We start from the raw sequence: 24313 nt of genomic DNA on the forward strand, positions 1-24313 counted from the left end.
CTTTACAATTTAAGAGTATCGGGTTAGAGCTATCAATGTCTTCGATCGAATGATTTAGCGGCACGTTGCAAAGCAACTTGGTCAAGAAATAAGGGAGCAAGATACAATGGTATCTCAACCCTCAGTAATCATCCGCCAACTCCAAACCAACACTCGAAATGTTCGTTTGCTGGTGGATCGCAGCTCAGCATAAGCGGCCTTAGAGATTATAGAAAAGGACTTTCAAATGAGCCGATGGACTTCGCAAGAGATCTTAGAGGCACTTTCCGGCCTTGATGAAGCCAGACTCGACGATGACTTTTTGGACCTTAGGACCGATGAATATCGACTTATTCGTTATCCTCAGCATCTGCTTTCACCGACACTACCAGCGGCACAGGTCGTTTGGTCAAATACATCGCGACTACTCGATCTTGTCTTTAGTGAAGTTTCATCACAAGTTGCCAACTGGGACTTAGATGCGATCCATTGGTGGGTATCCAATGGAACACTCCCCCTTGAAACTGAAGCTTATCTGATAAGCCATGGTGGAACCATCACCGACACCTATTGGGTTTTGGCCCGGGATCTTGATGAAGACATAGTCGCTCAAAGGAGGCGTTCAATAAATATAGATGTGAAGTTGGTAGATGATGAAGCTAAGTTGCGGGACGCAATTGCTCTTGAAACTGTGGGTTGGGGTCGAACCGCCCCTGACGAAGTGACAATAGATATCTCCCTCAGGGAAACCCTCCGAAATCTTGATAATTCAAGTGAATTTCAGTTTCTGGCCTACCTAGATGGTCATCCTGCCTCTACCGGGTATTGCCAAATAACTGGTGAGATCGCTCGCCTTTACGGCGGCGTTACATTGCCTCAATTTAGATCGCAGGGTTGCTATCAAGCCGTCCTCTTCAATCGATTACATCAAGCCCGTGTACTTGGCGCCAAAATTGCCATTACCAGAGGACGGCCATCCACTTCGGGTCACATCCTAGTGGATGCGGGCTTTAGTGTTCATAACATAGAAAACTGCTACCGTATGCCCATATGCTAAGCGCATCGCGCAGGACTGTAATGCGTTGGTATGGTGTCTTAGTATGGTGCAGCTCGCGGAGCCTGCCAAGGAAGTTGTCACTTTCGCACCATCTAAGCTACCTCCCTTTGCCTCCCTTTTGATTCATCTCCCACCGATTTATTCGTAGGAATAATAGGTACCTCTGATACTGGATCCCAGTCTCTGCATTTGCCCGAGATCCACCGTCCTGGTTTGGATTTGCGAGCTCCCTCGTAGAGATCGCGCCGTCTATTTAGTAGCTCGATATGCTCTCCACTGTGTGCCTGTTGCGGCGTTTGCCCTTGGCGTTGTTCTCGTCAAACCAGCAACCGCTACTATTTGTCAACTCAATACATCGCGACAAAAAACCTATGCGAACCATTGGTCTATTCAACCACATAACAAACCTCTTTCGAGCCAATCACAGCTAGCCCAGCTCCTCGCGACTCATGGCAGTTGGCGCGACTCATGGCAGTTGGCGCGACTCATGGCAGTTGGCGCGACTCATCAGTTGAAAAATAAGAAGGGAGCCTCACTCCGTAAGGGCAACATCGCGCCCATTCATTCAAGGTGGTCGCGCAAAAGGTTGTCGCCCTCTCGGTCTCTTTGACGAGTAGTTAAATTTAGTTTTAAAGAGAATCACCCAAGCAATATTTGCCCTGACCTTATGAGTTGATTTAGTCCCGAACCCCCGAAACATGCGTTACTAGGTCGGGCTCAGTTCGATTGGGCTCAGTTCGATTGGGCTCAGCTCAACAGGACGCTGAATTAGCTCTGAATCTGAGAAGCCACCTCGATCAGTCAGCCAAAATAGATCAAGCAGAGGCTAATCTTGTCGAAGTCGACAGGGCCTCTTTCGAATCGACTCATCGTGATCACATCTATCAGAGATCGAAAAAAAATAATGTTGCACCTGATTTTGATAATCATTTTCGAATTCAAAAGATACTTGTGATCCAAAAGATTAGGGGCAACGAAGGTAGAAGAAATCATCTTCGTGTAATAGGATTAGCCCTATGGAAGAATTAAATGGCACCAAAGTCGTAATCACAGGTGCAAGTAGCGGTATCGGTCTGGCTATGGCCGATGCACTACTAAATGCCGGATCCACGGTAGCATTATCGGCACGCCCATCTAACCGATTGGTAAAAATCGTCGAAGAACGACGAGCCAAGAACCTTGACGCACACATTTTGCCAATGGACGTTCGAGATCAAGAGTCCGTAGCAGCTGCGACGGATGAGATATTTGATAAATTCGGTACAATAGATGTTCTCGTGAATAACGCAGGTGTTGGAATGATCAGCGTCAATCACTCCTTTTTAACCAATCCAATGCCCTTTTATGAGGTCGCTCCAGACCGATTTAGGGACGTAATCGCAACAAACCTCACTGGCTATTTTCTCGTCGCATCGCAATTCACACCGCGGTTTCTTGAACAGGGTCACGGCCGTATCGTCAATATCTCCATGAACCATGAAACCATGAAAAGAAGTGGTTTTGTACCCTATGGACCTTCTAGAGCTGGCGCTGAATCACTGAGCCACATCATGGCCCAAGATCTCGCCAATAGCCCGATTAGGGTCAACATGCTTCTACCAGGAGGAGCCACGCGAACAGGAATGATTCCAAGTGATATCTCTCCTGAACTAGAGGCAAAGCTGTTGTCACCAACCATAATGGATCGACCAATCATCTTTCTTTGTTCAAAGATGGCACAAGAGATCACAGGGGAACGAATCGTGGCATCGACGTTTGATCAATGGCTTCTGGAGCATCATATCTCAGCAAAATAGACGATAAGTCAAAGAGATGAATGTAAAAACATTCCAATCAATACCATCGAAGTACGACAAACACACTCGGCCAACCATCCAAAATGTGCTTGCTCGAAGACACCTCAGGAGGAGATTGCTCCGATGGGGTGCCAAACCCACAAGCGAAAGATACTTAAATATTCCTTGTACTTATTATCGAATATCACACTTGGAAATGACCGCTCACCTAGCTTTGGGCTTGATGATACCGATCTCATTCGTGAAACCCGCTAAAGTTCGTAAAATCTCACGAATCAGCTAAGATTCCAGTGCTTTTGGTCCAAGATTATCAAAGATCTTCCTACTCGTTCGTAATAGCACTTGTCACCCAACAAAAATCAATTCCCACCTGAATCAACTGTAAACAAAACGTATTGAAACCCTTGGTACTTCTGATACTTTTAATAATTATCTCAACGTTTTGATGCCAACGGGTTAGCTACTCCGTTAGCTCTCCGCGGTGCTTTGTCCATACCCGTTCATGTACCTAATGCGAGTCCTTCATCAATCTTGTCCCCTTCGGCGATCTTCTTGCGCACTTGTTCTGGGATCTGCCTTTTGGACTTCACGATAATTTCTTCCATCTACATTATGGATACAAAGCTCACATTAGCAGCGGATCAATTTAATAGAGGGCCTTCACATCCGACCATATTTCCAGTTCCAATCAGAAGACGCAAAAGACGCGAAAGCATTATGATCATGAATTGATTCGTCGTTTACTGCCGAAACCATGAATGCAGAACTATTGTTTTGCCTCAATCTTAGAGTTGCATTTCGTACAATATCTTCGACAAATGCGGGATTATCAAATGCGAGCATAGTTATGAATCGCTCATCGCTTCTTTTGACAAGAGTATACAAAGGAGCGGACCCGCAATCTTCTGCAATGTTGATTGACTCCATTATGCCGAAATCCTGGTCCAGTTTGGCCCCGGGAGGTCCTTGGTATTGGATCGCGATTTCGACGGTACCTCTCTGGTTATGTGCGCCATAGTCGCTAATCTCTTTGGAACACGGACACAGTGAAGTTATGCGCACGGTCACCCCAACTGTCGTTATGAAGGTACAGTCTCTTTTGAATGAATTTAGATTTACTTTGTACCTCATTGGCGATCTCTTTTTTGAAATAGGAGATTCTTTATTTATGAAATAGTCAAACTCAATTCGTACGGTAGTGTCAACTGCATCAAGTTTGCTGGCTATCTCTTTGTGACATTCTTCGATTGAACATGGCGATAAATCAGAAAGGTGAATAATTGCACTCTCGACTAGCCGACTCATATGAGTACCCCGAAGATTCTCCGCTACGGATACGCCAATGGATACTTTTGCTACGGTTGATATCAAAGTTCCAGATTCAGCGGATACCGAAACAGGAAGAGTAAGGTTATTGATGCCGACTTCTTCAAGGGCTATGCCGCGGAGGTCGTTTTCTGCTTGAATATCTCTCATTATGGATGGCCCGTGTAGATGCATCCTGAAGTGCACGTCTCGTTCACCATAATCTTTGAAACAGGCATCACAAGAATCAACTTTTCAAAAATCCATCGTGAGATATTTTCGCTCGTTGGGTTTTCGAGTCCGTCGATGTCGTTCAAGTAGCGATGATCTAGTTCGTCGATAATTGGCTTTACACACTCTTTAATGTCTCCAAAGTCAAGAACCCATCCCAGCTGGGGATCGACATCACCTTGAACGTAGACCGTGACTTTGAAGGTGTGGCCATGGAGTCGTGAACACTTGTGACTATCGGGAAGGTTGGGCAAGCGATGTGCTGAGTCGAAGGAAAATTCTTTATAAATTTCCATTAACGAATTCCTATCATTTTATGCGTTTGAAGCGAAAGATTCCATACAGGGTTTTCTAGGCAGTAGGCGATCGCGAACTTGATATTCGAGTCAAGGTTTTCATTTTCCATCGGTTGCAAATAGAAGTTCTCAAAGTCGAGCTTACGCAAGTACTCAAGGTCAATACCAGATTGAGGCACGACAACCTTGAGTTCGTTTCCGTAGGTAAGGTTTAATTCTGCACCAGCTTTAGGGCTTACGCATATCCAATCAATACCTTCCGGAGGAAGTTGCGTCCCATTCGTTTCAATGGCGATTTCAAAACCGCGTTCATGTAAAGCATTTACAAGTTCGGCATCGAGTTGTAAAAGTGGCTCTCCACCTGTGCAAACAACGTATTTACGGTCGCTGAAATTGTCGGGCCAAATTCTGTCAACCATATCACCCAATTCCAGGGCTGTCTTATAGATGCCACCATCAGTCCCATCGGTACCTACGAAATCGGTATCGCAGAATTGGCATATGGCCTTCAATCTGTTCACCTCTCTCCCTGTCCATAGATTGCAACCTGCAAATCGAAGGAAAACCGCAGGACGCCCGCTTCGATGTCCTTCTCCCTGCAATGTGTAGAAAATTTCCTTAACGACGTAACTCACCTGAGGACCGCCGGATCTAACATTCCATGTGCAGGAAATCCTCTATCACTCAATACACAAGAGTCACAAACTCCGCACATTGTTCCATCGTCTTTGAGATTGTAGCAACTGTGTGTTATGTCATAGTCGACGTTCAATTTAATACCCAATTCGATAATCTGTACCTTTGCTAATTTGATCAAGGGAGTGTTGATGGCCGTGTGCGCCCTGCGCTCGACTGCCGCTTTGCTAGCTAAATTCGCCATGCTCTCAAATGCATTAATGAACTATGGTCTGCATTCCGGATAACCCGAATAATTCAAGGTGTTCACACCAATAAAGATATTAGTGGCCTCAATTGTCGCTGCCAACGCTAGGACAAAGGTAAAAATAGTATGTCGTACAGGTACGTAAGTAACAGGAATGTCTTCAGTACGATTTTGAGATCCGAAATCAGTAGGGACGGGTATGTCCGCAGTCAGTGCCGAACCCCCAAAAACTCTTAGATCAATATTCGCAAGCACATGTCGCAGAACAGCATAGAAAGTACCTACACGACGAGCAAATTCAAGTTCAACCGAATGTCGTTGACCATATTGAAGCCATTGACCGTATTGAAAGCTTTGGCCACAACACTCATATTCGTCTGCTTTGACAAGCACAAGACAAGTGGTAGTATCTAGGCATCCACCAGGTAAGATAACTGGCTCTTTGCGCCCAAAAATCCTCCCGTGTGCAACGTGAAATTCAGTTACTATAAATATCTCACCTAATTACTCACAATTGCTAACGGCTGTAACAGCTTAGTATTTGATATCAAAAATGAACTCTGCTCTTTTGAGTTTTTTTTCATTGTATTAGTAGTACCTGTTTCGAAGGGTAAAGCTCATATTCCATAGTAGAGGGGACTCTAGGTGTCAAGGGAGATGCCTTATATTAAAATAGAATATCAACTATAGGGCGCAAGAAGTAGAAGAACACGATGAAGGCTTATTCCAAGAGTCAAAAAAGGCTTTAGTCAAGAGGCGAGAATCTGGACTACTCCTCCTAAGGATAAGTCGGCTCTGAGTGCTAGCTTATCTGCGTAGTTCTAAGTCGATCGACCCAACAGGTAGAGATCCAAGATCTTAGAGTCTTAAATTTATTTAGCACTAGCACGTTAAAAGAACCTCGTGGGCGAAGGTTATTGGATTGTGCGTAAACGCGAAGCGCATTGCACATTCCAATGATCGCTCGCGTGATATTGAGCCACAACTCAATAACCCCTCATGGTGGCCCTGAATAGCTAGAAGTCTGAGATCCCAGAGGGAAGGTGAGCATAAAGCGCGCCACAAGTTCGTCATCAATCAACACAGTCGGAAGGTTTCCTATTTATCAACTCCACTCCAATCGCCCGTTGCATGACGATAATACGACGATGGCGAGTCCTTGTCCACATGGTGGCGATCTCGTATCCATCTTCGATCTCATGAGCCCAAAGCTATGGAGGATCATCAATTACCGTCTAAACCAAATGACTACCACGGGTAAGTCGATCCATGAGAAACCGGAATTGACTAGATTTTGGTGGCACTAAGGTGCCAAAAAACCATTAATCTTGAACTGAGCAAATGTGCCAACGATCCTAACACTCACAGAAAAAACCACGACATTGGCTCTACTATGGTGTGATTCTGACCTCTAAAGCGTCTTGGACACCCATCTGTCCTTGCCTTCATGTTTAGCTTCATAGAGTGCTTCATCCGACTTAGACAGGAGGTCCACCGATCGACCTGGATCCTTCAAGAAGGTTGTGGTCGCAGTGCCCACAGAAACACTAAAATTCCAATCGGATGCCTGGGAAAGCTTGATCTTTCTGATCTCGCGCACTATCTTCTCGCCGACCTTCTTCGCACCGTCAAAATCAGTAGCCGGAAGAATCATTGCGAACTCTTCACCGCCAAATCGGGCCACAAAGTCGCCTTCCCGGTTTAGGAGCGCTAACAGGGAAGAGGCAATAGCGCGAATTGCTTCGTCACCGACAAGGTGACCGTAGGTGTCATTGAACATTTTGAAATTATCGATATCAATCATTACCAAGGTGATTGGATCCAATGCTCGTTTGCAACGGCGCCACTCGCTCCTGAGGGATCCATCAAACGATCTCCGATTTGCTATTCCGGTAAGGCCATCGCTCATAGCCATGCTAAGCATCCGCTCTTCCATCGCCTTTTCAGCGGTCTTATCGATCAAGAGGCCAATTGCACGCAATGCCTTACCACGTCGGGTTCGGTCCAAGACCTTTCCTCTCACCGATAGATAGCGACCACCAACGGATTGTCCGATCCAAATTCCGACCTCAATTGAGCCATTTGATTCAAGGGTGGCCATTGCCAGGGCCAATAACGCTCTATCCTTGGGATTGACCACATTTAAAAATTGATCAAGATCTTGAGGAACCAACTCCAAGGCGAGCCCCAAGAGAGCCGCTATCGTAGGCTCCCATGTAATCCTCTTAGTCTTAAAATCAAACTCCCACATGGTGGATATTTCGAGACCGATCGCTAATTCCAATCGAAGCCGATAGTCTTGACTTTCGGCTAGAACTCTATGAAACTCGGATGTTTCACGTCCAACTGCCCAAAAAAGAGTTGAGTCAGACAACTGTCTTCCCACCCATTGAATGTGTCTAAATACCCCATCGCTGGGAGCAAATCGCGTCTCGAATGCAACCTCATTTTTTCCCGATTCAAGCGCGAATAGGCTGGCAACAGTCCTTGGAATGTCATCTGGATGAATCAAATCCAGAAGCGAGCGTCCTTCAACCTCTTCAATAGTGAGACCCAAAAGTTGCGCGAGAAGCGAATTGACCTCCCTAAATTTTCCATCGGCTCCAAAAATAGCTAGAAATTCGAAAACAGATTTGCGCACCGCATCAACCATCGCGCAGCTCTCTGGTATACCAGCATCCATTATCGCTCGCGATTTTTAGAATATAGGCGAAGTAGCGTTTCGGCAATCACTGAATTAGTTACTAAATTTGAATTTACCAAAGGATACTCAATCGCTGGGGTGAATCCTTCTAGCTCCAATGCCAATTGCTCATCGTTGACATCTTCAAAACCCATAGTCCAGTCGGGAAACATTCGTTCAGAGACTGCATGGTTTATGAGAAGTCGAAGATTGGTATGCCTTTTGTCCCTCTGGATAGCCCTATAGGTCACCTCAAGCTGAACTTCATTTCCCTCAATCAATTGGAGAAAACTCTGACTTGCGTACAAAAGCATTCCACTTAAACCCCTCTGTTTGTTGTTTTTCCTAGCAATCTCGAGCAGCGAAACTAACTCCTCTGGCGAAAGACCATGAGTTGCCTGACTACAGTAAATCAATCTATTCACGTTACCTCTTTGTCAACCTGACAACGGACCGCAAGCGCTTGGGCAAAAGTCCCAGCCTCGTGAGAAGCGGGCTAAAACTCACATAAAGTATTATCGATAGAGATATCTAAAGACTAAAGTCGGGACAGGACTAGTTGCTTGATTTGGCAAAGATAATCAATCAGATAATCAATTTAGAGCACCCCACTAATCGATCTTTCAGAACGACCACCCAACCGCCTATGCCTCGACACTAGCTAAACGAGCGACCCCGTCTAGATGAGCGATACTTCCAAGTATCTCCTTTCCTATATATAATACTGCACCTACGCTTGAATCAAAATCGCACAGAACTCTTGGGGCCAATCCTTCCTCCTTTTCAGCCTCCGAACTAGAATCCAAATCAATGAATCTGATCTAGCTTCAAGGTGGTCGCGCTTATTTTTGGAACAGGCCCCAATCCTTAGTACAAATACCAAGTGAGCTTTGGATTGCGTTCTTGGCTTGGCCGTTACAACTCCAAAAAGTCCACAAGCAATTGTCAAATAGCACTTCTAATGAATTGAAGGAGCACCATAGTTGAATCTTGATCATTGAAGTTCAAGTCGAGGCGAAGGGTCTTTCAATCACCATTATTGCCATTCTCGCCATGCTCAAAAAGGTCAGTTATTCTAGCCAAATCAGATATCGTCCCCGTCTAGATCTATAAAAAGAGGTGGTGGCTAGTCGCATGTCAACGTGATATTTTCATTGTGGTATTGCAATGTCAGCGGCAAATGGCTAAAGATGGAACTTCTGTCTTGAAGGTTTCGATGATGACCATCGACCACTTGAAACGGTTGAAAGCCAACGCCTATATAGCTATGGTTTCACGAGGGAAAATAATGATCTTTTGTGTTGTTCTTTGGGATCGTCATTTGCAAGCCCAAAGAACAACACAAAAAGTTCGGGAGATCACGAGTTGTCAATTGTCCTCAGCTCGAGATATGTCCGAATTAGCCAAACCAATATTCCGGGTCACAGCAAACCACGATATCATGAGTTCACGGCCAACTTACCATCGTCAAATAGGAAGAGGGTACGTTTTGGAGATTATGCCAAAAGACTCTGACCAAAGGCGACCCGAACTCAGGTTCTTGATGAAGCAAAGCTTGGCTTCGCTTCACCAAAACAACTATTGCATTGCCAAACCTCGATAGATGTAGTCGATTTCATCCAAGGGCCTCAACTGAACTAATTGGCCTCTCTGGACCCTTGGTGCTTTGATATTCACAATTGAAATTCAAAAGCACTCAAGGGCGGACTTTGAAAAGCCATGGCGGGCCAATAACGATCACATCGATTTATCCTTGAATATTCAGGGTTCACCCTTTAGTGAAACCACAACACCAATCCACTGACGGAAACAATGTGTACGAACCCCATAGCTCCATGAGAAGCAGAAAACGCATCTCAGCAGATTCTAGAGAGACCTTCTTGTGTAGTTGGCCAAATATCGGGGTCGTGACCAGGTACGATGGTCATATTATTTTTAACTGCTAACGACTTTAGCTTCCTAATCTGATCGATCGTCTCACCTGCATCTACATCGATAAAGCCACCGATTGCCAACTCTAATTCAAAGTTCTCCACCAAATCCCCAGCATCAAAAGCAAAGATGAATCCTTTTGATCCATTACTTTGGGGGTAATCGACCATAAAACTCTGATGCCCTGGTGTATGGCCAGGTGTTGAGATTGCATGTATCCCAGGTGCAATCTCAACATCCCCAGATATCACTGAATAGTTAAGTCTTGGATCGTCATAGTCAACTCGAGCTAAACCATGATTCTGAGCCTTCGTAATGTCCCCCAAGCCAAATTCCAACTCCTTGGATTGGATATAAATGGGAGTTTTGCTCCTTCCAAAGTGGCGCAAGCCACCGGCATGGTCGTTATGCAGATGACTTACACCAACGGCCAAAAGCCGATCGATCTCTAGTCCATGACGCTCAAGGGCATCCAGGAGAGGATCTAGTTCATAGGCCGGAAGAATAGGTTTTATCTCATAAAACTCTGAATGAAAACGGTCATAAAGAGCGCTGTCTTGGATCAAAGCCTTATTGAAGCCAGTGTCCAAAAGCACCCAACCGTCAATCGTCTCGATCAAAAGAGCTGGCACTGGCTCGATGAGCCTCTCCTTAGGATCACAACCATGAACAGACCAGGCCTTTGGTAACTCCTCCCATCCCAGGGTGAGCATTATTACTTGCTTTACAGCAGAAGAATGTCCAACCATTATCACCTACTTTAACCTAGGAAGGTGGCCCGAGCGCACCTGGCACGCCAAGGTATCACAGATTACTCGGGTAGCAATAAGAGAAGTGATATCTGCGTTGTCATAGGGAGGCGAGCACTCAACCACTTCGATTCCAGCGAGTTTTTTAGAGCCGATAATCTGAATCATCTTTAATACTTCTCGCGGTAGGAATCCTCCCGGCTCTGGCCAACCCGTCCCTGGCACAAAGGCTGCATCCAAACAGTCCACGTCGAAGGAGAGCCATACCGCCTCGGCGTCATCGAAGGCAACCTCTATTGCAGCCTCAGCCGCTTCTACTACCCCCATTTCCACACAATCATTTACCGTCATAATGGTGGTTTGACGCTCACGACCAACTGCTACGCCCGGTCTAGGTGCCTGCCACCCACCGATTCCGATCTGGACCAAATTCTTAGGTGGAACATTTGGGATATCTGTTGCATGAAACCATGGAGTGGTGTGCATGCGTTCGTCGAGATCGTACTCTTGAGTATCGACGTGACGATCAAAGTGAATGATCCCCAAATTGCCATCCAAATGCTCAGCCACCCCTCGCACCGTCGGGTATCCAATTGAATGATCGCCTCCAAGTACGACCGGGAGAGCTCCGCTGGCATAGACGTGTGAGACCGCCTTTGAGATCTGGTCAAAGCTCTTTTCGATGTTGGCTGGAATTGTAAAGATGTCGCCTAGGTCAGCAATGGTGATCGATTCTCTAAGGTCCACTCCAAGCTCAAAGCTATAGCTTCCATAGAGAGCAGAGATACGCCGGATTCCCTGAGGACCAAAGCGAGTACCAGGGCGGTAGGTGGTTCCAGAATCCAAAGGTGCGCCCAGGACAGCAACATCATATCGTCCGCATTCCCTAACATCTTCAAGATAAGGAGCCTTTAGGAAGGTGTTGATCCCAGCAAAGTGAGGTAATTCACCTCTAGAAAAGGTGGGAATAGACTTGTCACGCAAGCTATCTGCACCTTGAAGTCCAACTTCGAGAGCCCAGGCCTTTTCCTTCTCCCACATGGTAGTTGGAAGCTTCGCCTCGGCTTCGACCGCGAACTTTGCCTCCTTGCCATATCGAGGCTGGTAGTGGTCGTGATTATCATGTGAGTGGCTCATTTTAGATACCCTTTCTTATTGATTGTTATGTAGTTTTCCCATGACGAACCAGAGGGTGAAACCCTCGAATTCCGCCTGGGAGGGGGATTTGAAACTTTGGGGAGTTACCCTTGATTGGCACTAAGGCCAAGCAGTGGTTTCTTGGTTTTGACGTTAGCCATCTCAAGATGACGGAGCCGAGGATCGGCAAAGAGCTGAGCAAGGTCAACGATTGTGTTGATGATGACATATCCCACGCCAAGCACCAGCGTGACACCTGCTATAGCCGGGAAGTCTCCACTTGGAATCGACTGAGCGGTGTAATATCCAATCCCAGGCCATGCAAAGACGTCCTCGATGACCACCACGCCAGCAAACATTAGCCCCGCCTGCAAACCTGTCATAGATAGTGCTGGCCCCAATGAATTCCTTAGAGCATGGACAGTAAGGACCCGAACCCGCGAAAGACCCTTGGAGTTAGCCGTCTTCACAAAATCTAAGCTGATCGCTTCAATAAGTGATCCACGCAAGACCCTCCCGATTGAGACAGCTGGACCAATCGCAACTGAAAAACTCGGAAGAAGAAGGTACTTGAAGGCGTCGATCGTCACGCCAAAGTTGCCATTTAGTATGCCATCGATAGTGTAAAAGCCGGTTGGCCCACTTGGGGGATTGGCTATTCCAATACGACCAGTTGCTGGAAGGAGATTCAATTTGCCATAGAAGATCAAAAGTCCCCCAATGGCTAGAAGGAACTGCGGCGTAGATGCACCAGCAATCAGAATTGCACGCAAAACACCAGTACCCCTAAACTCTCCGGCAGAGAGCACTCCTAGTAGCAAACCCAATACAACCGCAAGTAACAGTGAATAAAAGGCTAGCTCCAAAGTTGCTGGGAGATAGGTCGCAAGATCAGAGGCAACTGGTCGCCTCGTCCTATAGGACATACCTAAATTTCCGTGAATCAATCCATAGAGATAGTTAAAATACTGGACAAAGACAGGATGATCAAGCCCTAATTTCACCTTTTCGGCAGCGATAGCACTTGGTGTCGCTCCCGCCCCCAACATCGCATGGACAGGATTGGAATGAGAGATACTCTGAAGGAAAAACAAGACTGCTGTCAATCCAAGAACGATGACTACTGCTGCGGCTATTCGCCTAAGTATAAATTTGATAAAGAAAAATGAACCTGACATTATTGTCCTCTTGAACCAAAATCTCTAAGGGCATCACCGGCGAAGTTGGAGATGATAGCCATTACAGCTATCGCCAGCGCCGGCATCACACAAACCCACCACTGTTGAAGAAGATATTGAAGGTTTCTAGCAGCCATCGCACCAAGCTCTGGCGACGGCGCTGGGGCTCCCAATCCTAAGAACGAAAGGCCCGATAGTGCAATCACCAGGTTGCCAACATCTAGAGAAGCCGTAACAATCACCGCTGGAACTACCCCTGGTAGGACATGACGAAGAGCTAATCTAAAATAACCAACACCAAAGGTTTTAGCCGCCTCTATGTGAGGGCGAGACATTATCGCTCGAGCCTCAGCACGCACTATTCGTGCATAGAACGGCCACCAGACAATGGCAACTGCGATCAAAGTGTGGAGCAGAGAAGCTCCCAAGGATGCGACGACCGCAATAGCCAAGACAGGTCCAGGAAAGGCTAAAAAGCCATCGGTGATACGCATAAGAATCGAATCGATCTTGGAGCCAGATACTCCAGCGATCATTCCAATGGTTCCGCCCAATAAGACTCCGAAGGAAATTACAGCGATCGCCGAGAGCCAGCTCGAACGCACACCATATAAAACTCTAGATAGAACATCACGTCCAACTGAATCAGTACCCAGAAGGTGAGCTGCGCCAAAGGGAACCATGAAGGGTTGATCTACAGGAACAAGCGGGTTATAGGGTGCTAATACCGGCGCCAGGAGAGCGACAAGAGTCACCGCAGCCAAAGCCAAAACTGCGATTTTATGTCGATCCCACCTAATAGATTGTATGGCACCGCGTTTCGATAAGGCGGGTGCAAGAGTTGTCACTTGGTACCTCCTTTGACTAGATGACAGGCAGCATATCGGTTCGATGAGATATAGGTAGCGACGGGCGTGGTAGTTCGACAGATCTCAATAGCATTGGGACAGCGATTAGCAAAGGCACAACCGACCGCACTGAGTTCATTGTCCACGCCCGAGATATCGGGCTGCCTACCTAGGGCTTCTTGGGGAGAGTTTCCTCTCCGCTCACCGGGAAGAGAGTCCAAAAGCATCCTTGTGTAGGGATGAAGCGGATTCGAACAGACCTCGTTCGAGTCGCCAGACTCAACCACCCGACCACCTAACATCACCATGATCCGACTAGAGACATAGCGTGCGACCGCTAGATCATGGGTGACAAAGACCATGGCCATCTCAAGAGATTCAGATAACGACAGAAGCAAATTTAGGGCGCCAGCAACCAAGGAGGCATCTAGTGCACTCGTTGGCTCGTCGCAAAGGAGCACCGAAGGCGGAGAGATAACGCATCGCGCGATGGCTACGCGCTGGCGTTGTCCTCCCGATAATGAGGCTGCCCTGGAGTTGAGCACTTGTGTACTCAGATCCACCTTTGCAGCCACATCTTCAACCTCTTTAGCTATCTCGGCCTTAGAAAGGGTCTTAGAGGAAAGGGCCTCCTTCAAAAGTTCTCGCACGCTAAGCCAAGGAGTCAAAGACGATCCGGAATCTTGAAAGACCATCTTTGGCATTGTGTCGTCGTGTCTTATTATCGTCCCAGAGGACTCTTTCTCAAGGCCCGCTAAAATCCTAAGAAAGGTTGACTTACCCGATCCGGATTCACCCACCAAACTCACAACTTCACCCTGATGAAGCGTAAGATCGACATTAGTTAGGACCTGACGAAACCCCGAGCGATTTGTGCGTGATTGAAAGCTCTTCTCAATAGCTATGGCCTCTAAGACCACCTTTTTATTCAAATCTAGATCGCTTCGTCGCTCCATGGTTTTAATCTCAACCGCAACGGCTTTTGGCGAAGGTGAAGGGTTATGGCAAGCAATGGTCCAATTATCTTGGACCATGCTCACCCCAGGGAACTCGACCAAACAGAGATCAAGGGCATTCTCGCACCTATTTACATAAGGACAGCCATCGCTGCTAAAGCCAGCAAATTGATCCTTAGGATTTGTTCGCAATCGCAAGCTTTGATCTTGATCCATTGTCAGTCGAGAGGCAATCAGCTCTTTTGTGTAGGGATGAGCCGGAAAAGAGAGGATCTCTTTGGTGGGACCTTTTTCTAGGACCCGTCCAGCCAATAGAACAACGACGGTATCAGCTATCTCTGCAGCTACGCCAAGGTCGTGTGTTACAAATAAAAAGCCTGTACCAAAGTCTGCTCGAAGCTGCTTAATCAAATAGAGAATCTGAGCCTGAACGCTCACATCAAGAGCAGTAGTTGGCTCATCCGCCACAATTAACGCTGGCTCCTTTGCCAAGGCCATAGCGATCATGACTCGTTGACGTTGTCCGCCCGAAAGCTCAAAAGGATACCTACCAAGAACAGATTCTGGCTCCTTTATGGCCACCTGCCTAAGGGCGAAAAGGGCACGATCTAACTCCTTGGTAACCTCTTTCATCTGGCTTGCAATCTTCATCGATGGGTTTAGCGAACTCATCGGGTCCTGAAAGATCGCACTTAGTGAGTGACGCCGTAACCCTTGAAGCTCCTTTTGGGAGATCGAGGTAATCTTAGAGCCAAGAATAGAGACCTCGCCTTCGATTCGAGGGCGTGAACTCTTAGGAAGAAGGCCTAAAAGTGTCATCCCCAACACTGACTTGCCTGATCCCGACTCCCCTACTAGTGCTACTATCTCTCCTTTTCCGATCTTTAGATCAACGTCTTTTAGGATATGGCTCTCTTGTCTTGCGCGCCTAAGCCATACGTTGAGACCGACGACGCTGGCGATCTCATTATTGCCTCGGGCGATTTGAATATCTGGTGGACTTACCAAAGTATCTTCCATCTCACATCTTCATTCGTCGTTAGATCTATGGGTGTAGATCAGCCAATACAAGCGTTCGGGGTACTGGAACTTGATGCACTAGACCCTTCATCCAAGTCGGTGCAACTACGGTATCTCCCCTATTGGCAATGGGATCCCAACAGCCCGAAGCAGCAAAGGCGGCACCGGCCTTAGCGTCAAAGCTTTGCGCCGTCGAAGCTGATGTTGTATAAAGGCCCTGATTGAGGTAGCTGGTTCCAGTTGGAACTGAACAATTTAGGTAGTTCAATCCACCGGTTGGCGTCATTACAATTCGCGCCCAGGTGTCTGGAGCTTGAGCATCTGGCCAGTTTGTCACAGCTAGAAGATCAGGAGCTCCAGCTGGGTTCCCAGCATATCCATACAGCGCTGTTGAGGTATAGCTTCGAACATTCACGTGAAGGCCAGCGGCCGCTAATTGCGTTTGGATCAAGGCAGCCATTTGAGCATCCGATGGAGATGGAGCATCATAACCTAGAGTTAGCGTCGTAGAAGCAGCACTACTCGGAAGTACTTTAGCCAAGGCCTTCGGATTGTAGGTCGGATTGTCGACCGCTAGGTTCGAGGGCAACTCTCCTACCGGGTAGATCTGTTTTGCAACACTTGCCCGTCCGGGATAGATGAACTTGACAATCTCCGCCCGATTGATCGCTTGGGCTAAGGCGTTGCGAACCACGGAGCTAGAGAGCAACTTCGAATTAGGGTTTACCCATAACATCGGCGTCTCAAGCGTTGGTACCGCATAGACGTGAAAAGACGGATCCGAGCGGAAACTTGCAATAGCTGAGGTGGAGAGGCCATGCAAAAGCATGGTGATTTTACCAGATCTAAGTTCTAGCTCTTGAGTTGAGATACTCGGAATGATCTTTATATTAATTGTCGTGTAGTAGGGTTTAGCTCCCCAATATTTAGGGTAGCTCTTTAGAACGTATTCCTGGCCTGGAGTTACAGATGAAATATAGTAAGGCCCCGTACCTGCGTCGTGGGTAGCCAACCATGTTTGAGCGTTATCTTTACCGGCGTGTTGACTAAGGACCGTTGGCGACTCCATCTTAGGACCATAAGCAGAAGCCAGGTAATCCAAAAATGCACTCTCGGGTTGCTTTAGGTGAACCACAGCAACATAAGGATTGGAGGTATCCACGCTGGCAACATCCGAGACCATGTAGGCAGGACCTTGATTTACCGCTTTCCTCCTAGCGAAGGAGGCAGCGACCGCGGTTGAGGTAAATGGAGTTCCATCGTGGAAGGTTACCCCTTTTACCAAATTGAAGGTGTAAGTTAGGCCATTTGGTGAAACAGTCCAAGAAGTTGCCAAGTCACCTACGATCTTCGCGCGTGTCGCAGGAGGGGTAAAGGTGAGATCGCCGGTATAGTTGACTGGTACTTGCTGGTATTGTACCAATCCCTCGTAGACCGAATTGGTGATAGCGAGACCTTGGCCTGCATAAAAGACGTCTGGATCTGGCGGTTGCGTATCAGCAGTAAATGCGAGATTTAAGGTCTTGGAGGTCGGTGATCCCACAGTAGCAGCCACTGCCGAAGAAGAAGAAGTGGAAGAGGCCGCAGAACCACAGGCCGCTAAGAAGATCGAGGCTACAGCCGCAAATATTGCACCTCTCTTGTAACCGCCCGTCTTGTAACCGCCCGTCTTGTAACTGCCTGATCTCGGGAACCTCGATCGAGGGTTCTCCTTTTGATTATCATTATCAATACCGCTTAGAGTAAAAGCTGCTTGGAATAATATAGGTTTGCTTGGCATAAACAAAGCTCCTTTTAAGTTTTAATTTATCCGTAGAAATAGCGCTCCCAGAGTTAATTAATCCGGAAGCTATTAGACCTCCCGGGCTTTTATCCCTCCGTGTAGCGGCACTATACCGCTCGCATCTCTCGGACCAAACCGGAAACCGTGGAACCCTAGACGCTTATAATTGTCAAATCTGACCTTATCACTCCCTATTAAGCCAACTTTACCCTTCCGTCCTAATCAGTTTTACAAAAGTACTTTGATACCACAGGTAGAGACGATCCAAATTAGATTGACCTCAAACAGCTGCACCTCGATAACTTCTTCAATGCAAATAATGTTAGATCGCTACTGGTCTAAACCGTATGCACATTCATGAACACGATGTTAAATCACCCGTTCCAATCGATGCATCTACGACTTGAAATGGTGTAATCTGAAATCACCCTGATGATGAAAGTTATATTTAGCTATTTTCTAGCCCTTACCTCATGATGCCACTTACTTAGAGTGACACCCAGCCAGGAGGCCAAGATCCCACCAGTGAGTTCGATTGGCGAACCCGCTCAACTGAAAAAAAGAATTTCAAATGATTGATCTAATTAGATAATCCAATTTCAATCAAAATCGATTCTTTGAGTTATACCTTGCTATCATTTGGTAATATCAAGCTATCCGCAATAGATCAAAGCACAAACAACACAAGTCAATCGAACTACGAAATGATATTACCCAATCCAAATGCCAATTAGCACCTATAACAGGCTAGAGAGTACATTTGAATTTGAATCTTTTTGAATGCAAATCTTCTAGGATATCCGTCACCAAGCATGGCAATAGACTTTCAAATGAGGTCAGCTATAGAAGCAATTTATGGAAAATTAAGCAAAATTAAATGGGCGAACGTAAATGGAGACGACCAGGATCTAGTCATTTAGCACTTCATCTTCTGCAACACTTAAAAGCAAAGCCAAGTTAGCCTCAGCGCAAAAAAGTAAGACCACCTGAAGGTACCTCGGACTAAAGGGCTAGCGATCCATAGGCTTACTAGCCCAGGAACTCAGACCAGGTTGGTCAATGGGCCAATACAAATTGGCCATTGCGCCTAGTCAGAGATAGCCAAACTTATGATTGGAATTTCCAAGGGCTGCAGTCGGACAATTTTGGTTGGTTGAGAACTGGTTAGATAGGTTGGAAAATGATCCTTTCAATGAAATAATATTAAACGATCTAGCCAGGTCGGATATCGCATATAGGCTCAGTATCTTTGTGTTCCACAAGCCAAGCAACGAAAATTCACTTGGGCGCTCGATAAATTCAAACTTCATCAATCCCAAAAAATACCATCGATGGAGGTTGACTTATTCGATATCACTGCTGTCTTTTTCCATTGGTGCCCCGTCAATGCGGCCACTGGTCGTCATGTCTTTGATTGGCCAACGCCATAGAGCTCCATGAACCAGAAGATAACCAATAAATCGAAGACGATACACTAAAAATCTCAAATAAAGAACGCCATCTTCCAGGCACAGTTGTCAACTGCACCCAAAACCCAAAAGTCTGTCGCTACTCTTACCCTTGAACCGATTCTTGATCTCCAAAACCCATCTTTTATTACACCACCGAGAAGATGTTGGCCTTTTGAGTTCGGTAGGGCGGTCAAGACTAGATGTAAGAACCTATTAAAAAGAAATATTCATAAGGGCAATAAATCGAGGCGATGTTGCTCTGTGGACTCTATATGTCGACAACAATTGCGGACCTATTGGAGTCAAACCACGCACTTCCCAGGTTGGCGACTATGACCATGACAAGAGCAGCCACTTCTACCATATCTAGCCTCTGCCCCAGGACCAAAAGACCAGCAAGTGCGGCAAAGACCGGCTCCAGACTCAGCAATATGCCAAAAGCACGAGATGTCACCCTTTTAAGGGCGTACATTTCTAAGGAGTACGGTAGAGCTGAAGAAAGTAGTGCCACCAAAAATCCAACCCAGAGGCTATCTAAGCTTAGAAGATGCCACCCGCCACGAACGATACCAAAGGGCAAGATCACGATCGTCGCTGCAACCATCGCAATCGATAGTCCGGTTGTACCTCTAAATCGCCGCCCTGAAGCAGAATTTAGAAGAATGTACCCAGCCCAACATAGGCCTGACAAAAGTGCATATCCGACACCGAGGAGGTTCAGGTGGCGAATCTCGCCGCCCAACAGCCCCCTACCTGCTAGAAGAGCTACACCAATACCCGCCAAAGCTGCCCATGCGAGATCCATCAACCGTCGAGACCCACCTATGGTAACTCCAAGGGGACCCACAAACTCTATCGTCACGGCTACGCCTAATGGAATACGAGCAATCGCCTCATAAAAGGTCAAATTCATAGCCCCTAGCACCACACCAAATGCTATTGCAACCCAAATATCTCGACCCCGCCCTTGCACCTTCGCAAGCTTGTCTCTATTAGGCAAATTCACGACCAACAAAGCAAGCGCTGCAAATCCAATTCGAAGAGATACCGCACCAGTGGGCCCTATGGAATGAAACAGACGAGTAGCGAATGCCGCACCAAATTGCGTAGAGATCGCACCGCCAGCCACCAAAAATCCGGCCTTCGAGGTATTGCCCGTTCTGAAATTACCCACTTATTAAATCCTTAGATGAAATGGCATTTCATTTCTACATTCGCCCAAGATTCACGCTAGTATGCTTGGTTTCTTGGCCATCCATGCCGATCAAGGTAATCCGATTCGATACCGTCGTAAAGCCAAGAGACAACTATTTCTCACAAAAAGTGATAAACGACATCACAACCACTTAGAGGTCGACTATCTGTACCTCAAGCGTCATTGACTAAAATCAACAGCACCCCAAAACCTACCAGGTAGTTAAGCGGCTACGGACCGTAAGAACATCTTTGGAACAAATTGGCGGAGTTGTTACCGTGGTTTCCGATCGTTACGACCGCTACGTCGATGGTGGAATTATAAAGAGGATCCACCAAGAAGATCTGTGTCAGGCTTCTGGAGGCATTCCAACAAAAAAGTACCAAAACGAAGGTGGTCAGTCGCCCCAAGATATTGCAAAACTCCTTCGCAGGGCACTTAGACCAACAGCAGCGGAAGAAGCAATATGGCACATCGTCGAGGCATTGATATGGAATTGGTTCATTGGAGGAACTGATGCACATGCAAAGAATTACTCGATCATGGTCCGCGGACAAGAAACTAGGTTTGCACCACTCTATGATGTGGCTTCAGGCCTTCCATACAGCGAGCATGAGTGAAAACTCCGCTTCGCAATGAAGATAGGAGGGTCATATCACGTTTGGATAGATCAAAATCGAGATCCTTGGCCCTCAGTTGCGGGGGAGCTAAACCTCGACACCGACTCGGTCATCTCAAGAGCGAGAGAGATTGTAGATCGCATAAGCAATTCCTTCTATGAAGTATCGCAAAGATCAGAGGTATCTAACCTAGGCAGCTCGTTACCTTCGCGGCTCGTAGAGAAAGTCCACGAGCGGCCTTTCGTTGCATGGCAGTTCTCAAACAACGTAAGCTCAATGTCGTTTTAATCCTCTCACCCAGGGGCCTTTTTTTAACTAGTTATTGAGCCAAAAGATGCACCAAACAATATTTGTTATGTTGGATCGCGTCAGTTCCACGGGGAGTTTCTGCAAGTGTTTACGAATGCACTTCATTCAAAATCGCCAGATTAAATCAATTACTGGTCATAACAGTTCGGTGATTTGTTTAAACCGTTTTAATTTCCTTTACAGTTGGTGCTCAAGAAACAAATACCGACACCGCTTCCGACTCCAGGGCGCCTGACATGGGGGATAAAGTTCAGGAGATGCCAGGTCGATCTTTGACCGAGAATCGCATGACCAAATTGGTCTCCGGATAGCAGGTTTTTGAGGACGTAAGTTGTTCACACAATGAAACAAGTACACTGGTGCGTCGAGGGGCAGATAACGGGTCGATCCGGATCTCAAGTGCTCCATCGACGATTTGGAGATCACCAGCGCAATTGAATGCTTCACGTAGCAATGCCCTCGCCTCGTCCATCGGACAGATGGGTGCGATCATGCGGGCTAAGGCCGACTCCGCTTTGTAGGTAGACATGCGGATTGCGTGAGTCACGAGCTTTCTCTCCTCGTCCATGAGTACCTCCTCTGGGCGAATGCTACTAAGTGGTACTCGGGTGGGGATATCATGGACCTCTTGGCCGAGGCGGTCAACTTCGCTTCGTGCCTTTTCTGTTATTGCTGTGAGTTTTGCATTTTGTGTCTTGAACTTCACCAAAGATGTCCGCTTCGACTCCTCGAGTGCGATACCTATCGCTGCTTCTGCCTGAGATAGGGCGAGACGTGCTTTGCGTAATTCAGCCTGGGCTCTCTTTTTCGCAGGATTTGGGACCATGCGAAAAGGGTCGTCTCCTACAAAACTGTAGGAATCGAGTGCATCGAGTGCGAAGTGTTCTCTTGCATAACGGAAGTAGTTCTCCTGACGCCAGCGGGCAAACATACGATGAGCTATCTCTGACGCACTGGCATCGGTGCGGGAGGTTACTATCTGGGTTTGGCGACCACCTTCCCTACGTCTGGTGATCTGACGACAGCTAAGGGTCTTTTGGCCGTCAACTTCCTTTGTGAGATTCAGACAGATACTCCGATCAGCCAGCTCATAGAGGTATGAAACGCCATCCTCAGAAAAGGACTCTTCGAAAAAGGCATCATCTGGCTCTTTCGTGCGCTTGTTTTTGACGTAGGTGACAAAGTCGATCTTGTTTCGGACCATTTCTGCGAACAGATTTGGTGACCATCCGCCACGGTCGAACACCACGGTCATCGTGTGGCCCTTTGCCAAGGCTTTGAGTGATGGGAGTAGGCGCCTGATCTCCGAGACCAATGAGGCGCTAAGTTCAGAGGTCACGACAAAAACAGGGTCACCCCTCTGATCGGTCGCCCAGGTCTCAACGGTTGCTGGTGCTGCAATCCTGGTTCTGGTCACGTGTGCTTTTTGTAGGTCTCGTTTCCCTGAATAGACTCGGACGTGGCCATCGAGATAGAGGTAACCCATTACGTCGGGATCTTGTTCTGCGTGATACTCACTAAGGGCATTTACGAATTCAGATCCTTTGTTAGGTCCTGCGATCTCGCTCAACTTTCGTCGGATGGTCTTTACCTCATGGGCACGGTCGAGTCCGAGGAGTCGACCGAGGTCTGAGGGTGGGATACGGGTTGCACCTTCTGCGAGTGGCTCTCTAAAGACCGCTAGAAAGACCATGGTGAGAATCGTTGCACTCAGGCTGTAGAAACCGTCAGACAGGCTGTGATAAGTCTTCTTTGCCGAGCTAAAGAGTCCAGTCTGTGCCAATGTCGGAAGGATCAACAGTGATCCCAGCCTCGCTAGTCCAGCACCTTGGGTGAATACAGGCGTTGCACTTTCAAGAAGACCAAAGCGGGCAAGGACTCGTTCTTTGGTGCGTGGTTCAGGCAATGGAACCGGAAGAAGTCCAGTACCAGAAGATAGCTCTGTTTCAGAAGATAGTTCAGTACCAGAAGATAGCTCAGTCTCAGAAGATAGTTCAGTTTCAGAAGATAGCTCGGCTTCTGCAAAAGAGTCATTCTCTATGTCATCTGTCGACGGATGGATTGCACGGGCAAGCTCTATCTCGTCACCTTCGGTGTCTCTTTCATCCAGATCACCTGTATCCGACGGATCGATTACCGCTGATACCTTCGATTTCGGACCAAGGCGGCCAAGTGCTTGGCGGGCCGGACAGGTAGAAATACCGAGCTCATCAGTTATCGACTGAATCGTTCTTCCGTCGAGCCGCAGTTCCTTGATGTAGGAAGAGACTTCTTCGGGTTACTAGGCGCTGTGACTTCGGACCTCTCTTCGCATCGATGAGGCCGGCTAGACCGAATTCTGCGAAGTCTCTGCGCCAACGCCACAAGGCATTGGGTTTGATCTCAAACGCACGAGAAACATCAATCGGTCGTGAAGCGCCAGTTTCTACAAGTTGCACTGCAGCAAGTCGCCGAAGGGGTTCGTCACCCGGTCCCTAGGTGTAGACGACATTGCCCCAGATAAAGACCGCACCTCCACGCTCGTCTTCGTAGATGCCAGCAGAATCACCGATTGGGAGGGTTTCTTTGGGAACCAGTGGCAATGGTGGCTGACCGATCATCAGCCCGGAATTCTGGTTGCCTGAGGTGGTTTCCATCTCATCAATTATATCATATTCAAGCTCCGAAACAGGTCACCTGCAGAATTATTTATCCAGCTCAGAGGCTAATTTACAGAAACTTGCTGGGTACCATGTCAGGAGGCCTGGACTCCAAACTTGGTTTTGACGCTGGTGCGGTGCAAGAGCTATCTTTTGCTGACATGGATCACACTTCCTGTCAATAATATTGTAAGCCACCATGATTTTTAGTTACAAGGGGACGAAGGGGGAACGGTTATAATTATAAAAGGTATCTAGAAGGACTA

18 protein-coding genes, 3 pseudogenes and 1 riboswitch are annotated in these 24313 nt (G+C 47.2%); of the genes and pseudogenes, 4 read left to right on the forward strand and 17 right to left on the reverse strand.

Going from position 1 to position 24313, the window contains the following annotated elements:
• The first annotated feature begins 226 nt into the window (after nt 1–226).
• Nucleotides 227–1036 carry a hypothetical protein gene (locus ACIDITHRIX25_RS74155; protein ID WP_201732748.1) on the forward strand — a complete coding sequence of 270 codons (810 nt, stop codon included), beginning with the start codon at nt 227–229 and terminating at the stop codon, nt 1034–1036.
• Between the two features lie 1016 nt (nt 1037–2052).
• Nucleotides 2053–2832: an SDR family NAD(P)-dependent oxidoreductase gene (locus ACIDITHRIX25_RS74160; protein WP_052607051.1), complete on the forward strand. Its 780-nt coding sequence runs from the start codon at nt 2053–2055 to the stop codon at nt 2830–2832.
• Nucleotides 2833–3492: 660 nt separating this feature from the next.
• Here the strand turns inward: ACIDITHRIX25_RS74160 and folE2 are convergent.
• From folE2 to ACIDITHRIX25_RS74230, 14 genes and pseudogenes are all read right to left on the reverse strand, one after another.
• Entirely contained in the window at nt 3493–4308 is an 816-nt protein-coding gene (gene folE2 / locus ACIDITHRIX25_RS74165; RefSeq protein ID WP_052607052.1) for a GTP cyclohydrolase FolE2, read from the reverse strand.
• A complete protein-coding gene (gene queD, locus ACIDITHRIX25_RS74170) occupies nt 4308–4664 on the reverse strand; it encodes a 6-carboxytetrahydropterin synthase QueD (RefSeq protein ID WP_052607053.1) in 357 nt (118 codons plus the stop codon). Before queD ends, folE2 begins: the two co-directional genes overlap by 1 nt.
• A complete protein-coding gene (queE, locus tag ACIDITHRIX25_RS74175) occupies nt 4664–5299 on the reverse strand; it encodes a 7-carboxy-7-deazaguanine synthase (protein WP_052607054.1) in 636 nt (211 codons plus the stop codon). Before queE ends, queD begins: the two co-directional genes overlap by 1 nt.
• Nucleotides 5296–6003 (reverse strand): annotated as a pseudogene (locus tag ACIDITHRIX25_RS74180) (7-cyano-7-deazaguanine synthase). The gene queE and the pseudogene ACIDITHRIX25_RS74180 overlap by 4 nt, the downstream one beginning before the upstream one ends.
• A gap of 955 nt (nt 6004–6958) precedes the next feature.
• Nucleotides 6959–8188, reverse strand: a complete 1230-nt coding sequence (locus tag ACIDITHRIX25_RS74185; RefSeq protein WP_201732749.1) for a GGDEF domain-containing protein — start codon at nt 8186–8188, stop codon at nt 6959–6961.
• Nucleotides 8189–8229: 41 nt separating this feature from the next.
• The gene (locus ACIDITHRIX25_RS74190) at nt 8230–8655 is read right to left on the reverse strand and encodes a BLUF domain-containing protein (RefSeq protein ID WP_201732750.1); all 426 of its coding nucleotides are present in this window, start codon (nt 8653–8655) and stop codon (nt 8230–8232) included.
• Nucleotides 8656–8874: 219 nt separating this feature from the next.
• Nucleotides 8875–9000: a hypothetical protein gene (locus ACIDITHRIX25_RS74195; RefSeq protein WP_268749160.1), complete on the reverse strand. Its 126-nt coding sequence runs from the start codon at nt 8998–9000 to the stop codon at nt 8875–8877.
• A 1086-nt stretch (nt 9001–10086) separates the two neighbouring features.
• The gene (locus ACIDITHRIX25_RS74200) at nt 10087–10911 is read right to left on the reverse strand and encodes an N-acyl homoserine lactonase family protein (protein WP_201732751.1); all 825 of its coding nucleotides are present in this window, start codon (nt 10909–10911) and stop codon (nt 10087–10089) included.
• 6 nt (nt 10912–10917) lie between these two features.
• Nucleotides 10918–12048, reverse strand: a complete 1131-nt coding sequence (locus ACIDITHRIX25_RS74205; RefSeq protein WP_052606452.1) for an agmatinase family protein — start codon at nt 12046–12048, stop codon at nt 10918–10920.
• Nucleotides 12049–12152: 104 nt separating this feature from the next.
• Nucleotides 12153–13226, reverse strand: coding sequence for an ABC transporter permease (locus ACIDITHRIX25_RS74210; protein ID WP_201732752.1), 1074 nt, complete (start codon nt 13224–13226; stop codon nt 12153–12155).
• Nucleotides 13226–14074 (reverse strand): ABC transporter permease, encoded by an 849-nt coding sequence (locus ACIDITHRIX25_RS74215; protein ID WP_200891287.1) that lies wholly within the window; start codon nt 14072–14074, stop codon nt 13226–13228. The genes ACIDITHRIX25_RS74210 and ACIDITHRIX25_RS74215 overlap by 1 nt, the downstream gene beginning before the upstream one ends.
• On the reverse strand, nt 14071–16050 hold the full coding sequence (locus ACIDITHRIX25_RS74220; protein ID WP_201732753.1) for a dipeptide ABC transporter ATP-binding protein: 1980 nt from the start codon (nt 16048–16050) through the stop codon (nt 14071–14073). Before ACIDITHRIX25_RS74220 ends, ACIDITHRIX25_RS74215 begins: the two co-directional genes overlap by 4 nt.
• Before the next feature lie 25 nt (nt 16051–16075).
• Nucleotides 16076–17830 (reverse strand): ABC transporter substrate-binding protein, encoded by a 1755-nt coding sequence (locus ACIDITHRIX25_RS74225; RefSeq protein WP_201732754.1) that lies wholly within the window; start codon nt 17828–17830, stop codon nt 16076–16078.
• Between the two features lie 76 nt (nt 17831–17906).
• A riboswitch (guanidine-I (ykkC/yxkD leader) is annotated at nt 17907–18000 on the reverse strand.
• A gap of 1552 nt (nt 18001–19552) precedes the next feature.
• A complete protein-coding gene (locus ACIDITHRIX25_RS74230; protein ID WP_201732755.1) occupies nt 19553–20458 on the reverse strand; it encodes an EamA family transporter in 906 nt (301 codons plus the stop codon).
• A 263-nt stretch (nt 20459–20721) separates the two neighbouring features.
• On the opposite strand from ACIDITHRIX25_RS74230, the pseudogene ACIDITHRIX25_RS74235 reads away from it, so the two are divergent.
• Nucleotides 20722–21099 (forward strand): annotated as a pseudogene (locus tag ACIDITHRIX25_RS74235) (HipA domain-containing protein); the annotation flags it as partial.
• 559 nt (nt 21100–21658) lie between these two features.
• Here the strand turns inward: ACIDITHRIX25_RS74235 and ACIDITHRIX25_RS74240 are convergent.
• On the reverse strand, nt 21659–23314 hold the full coding sequence (locus ACIDITHRIX25_RS74240; protein ID WP_201732757.1) for a putative transposase: 1656 nt from the start codon (nt 23312–23314) through the stop codon (nt 21659–21661).
• On the opposite strand from ACIDITHRIX25_RS74240, the gene ACIDITHRIX25_RS74245 reads away from it, so the two are divergent.
• Nucleotides 23298–23633: a hypothetical protein gene (locus tag ACIDITHRIX25_RS74245; protein WP_201732758.1), complete on the forward strand. Its 336-nt coding sequence runs from the start codon at nt 23298–23300 to the stop codon at nt 23631–23633. The genes ACIDITHRIX25_RS74240 and ACIDITHRIX25_RS74245 overlap by 17 nt on opposite strands.
• On the opposite strand, the pseudogene ACIDITHRIX25_RS74250 reads toward ACIDITHRIX25_RS74245, so the two are convergent.
• Nucleotides 23619–23852 (reverse strand): annotated as a pseudogene (locus ACIDITHRIX25_RS74250) (helix-turn-helix domain-containing protein); the annotation flags it as partial. The gene ACIDITHRIX25_RS74245 and the pseudogene ACIDITHRIX25_RS74250 sit on opposite strands and share 15 nt — an antisense overlap.
• Before the next feature lie 30 nt (nt 23853–23882).
• On the reverse strand, nt 23883–24044 hold the full coding sequence (locus ACIDITHRIX25_RS74255; protein ID WP_160291920.1) for a hypothetical protein: 162 nt from the start codon (nt 24042–24044) through the stop codon (nt 23883–23885).
• Nucleotides 24045–24313 lie beyond the last annotated feature (269 nt).

The sequence above is a fragment of the Acidithrix sp. C25 genome (genome assembly GCF_904848545.2).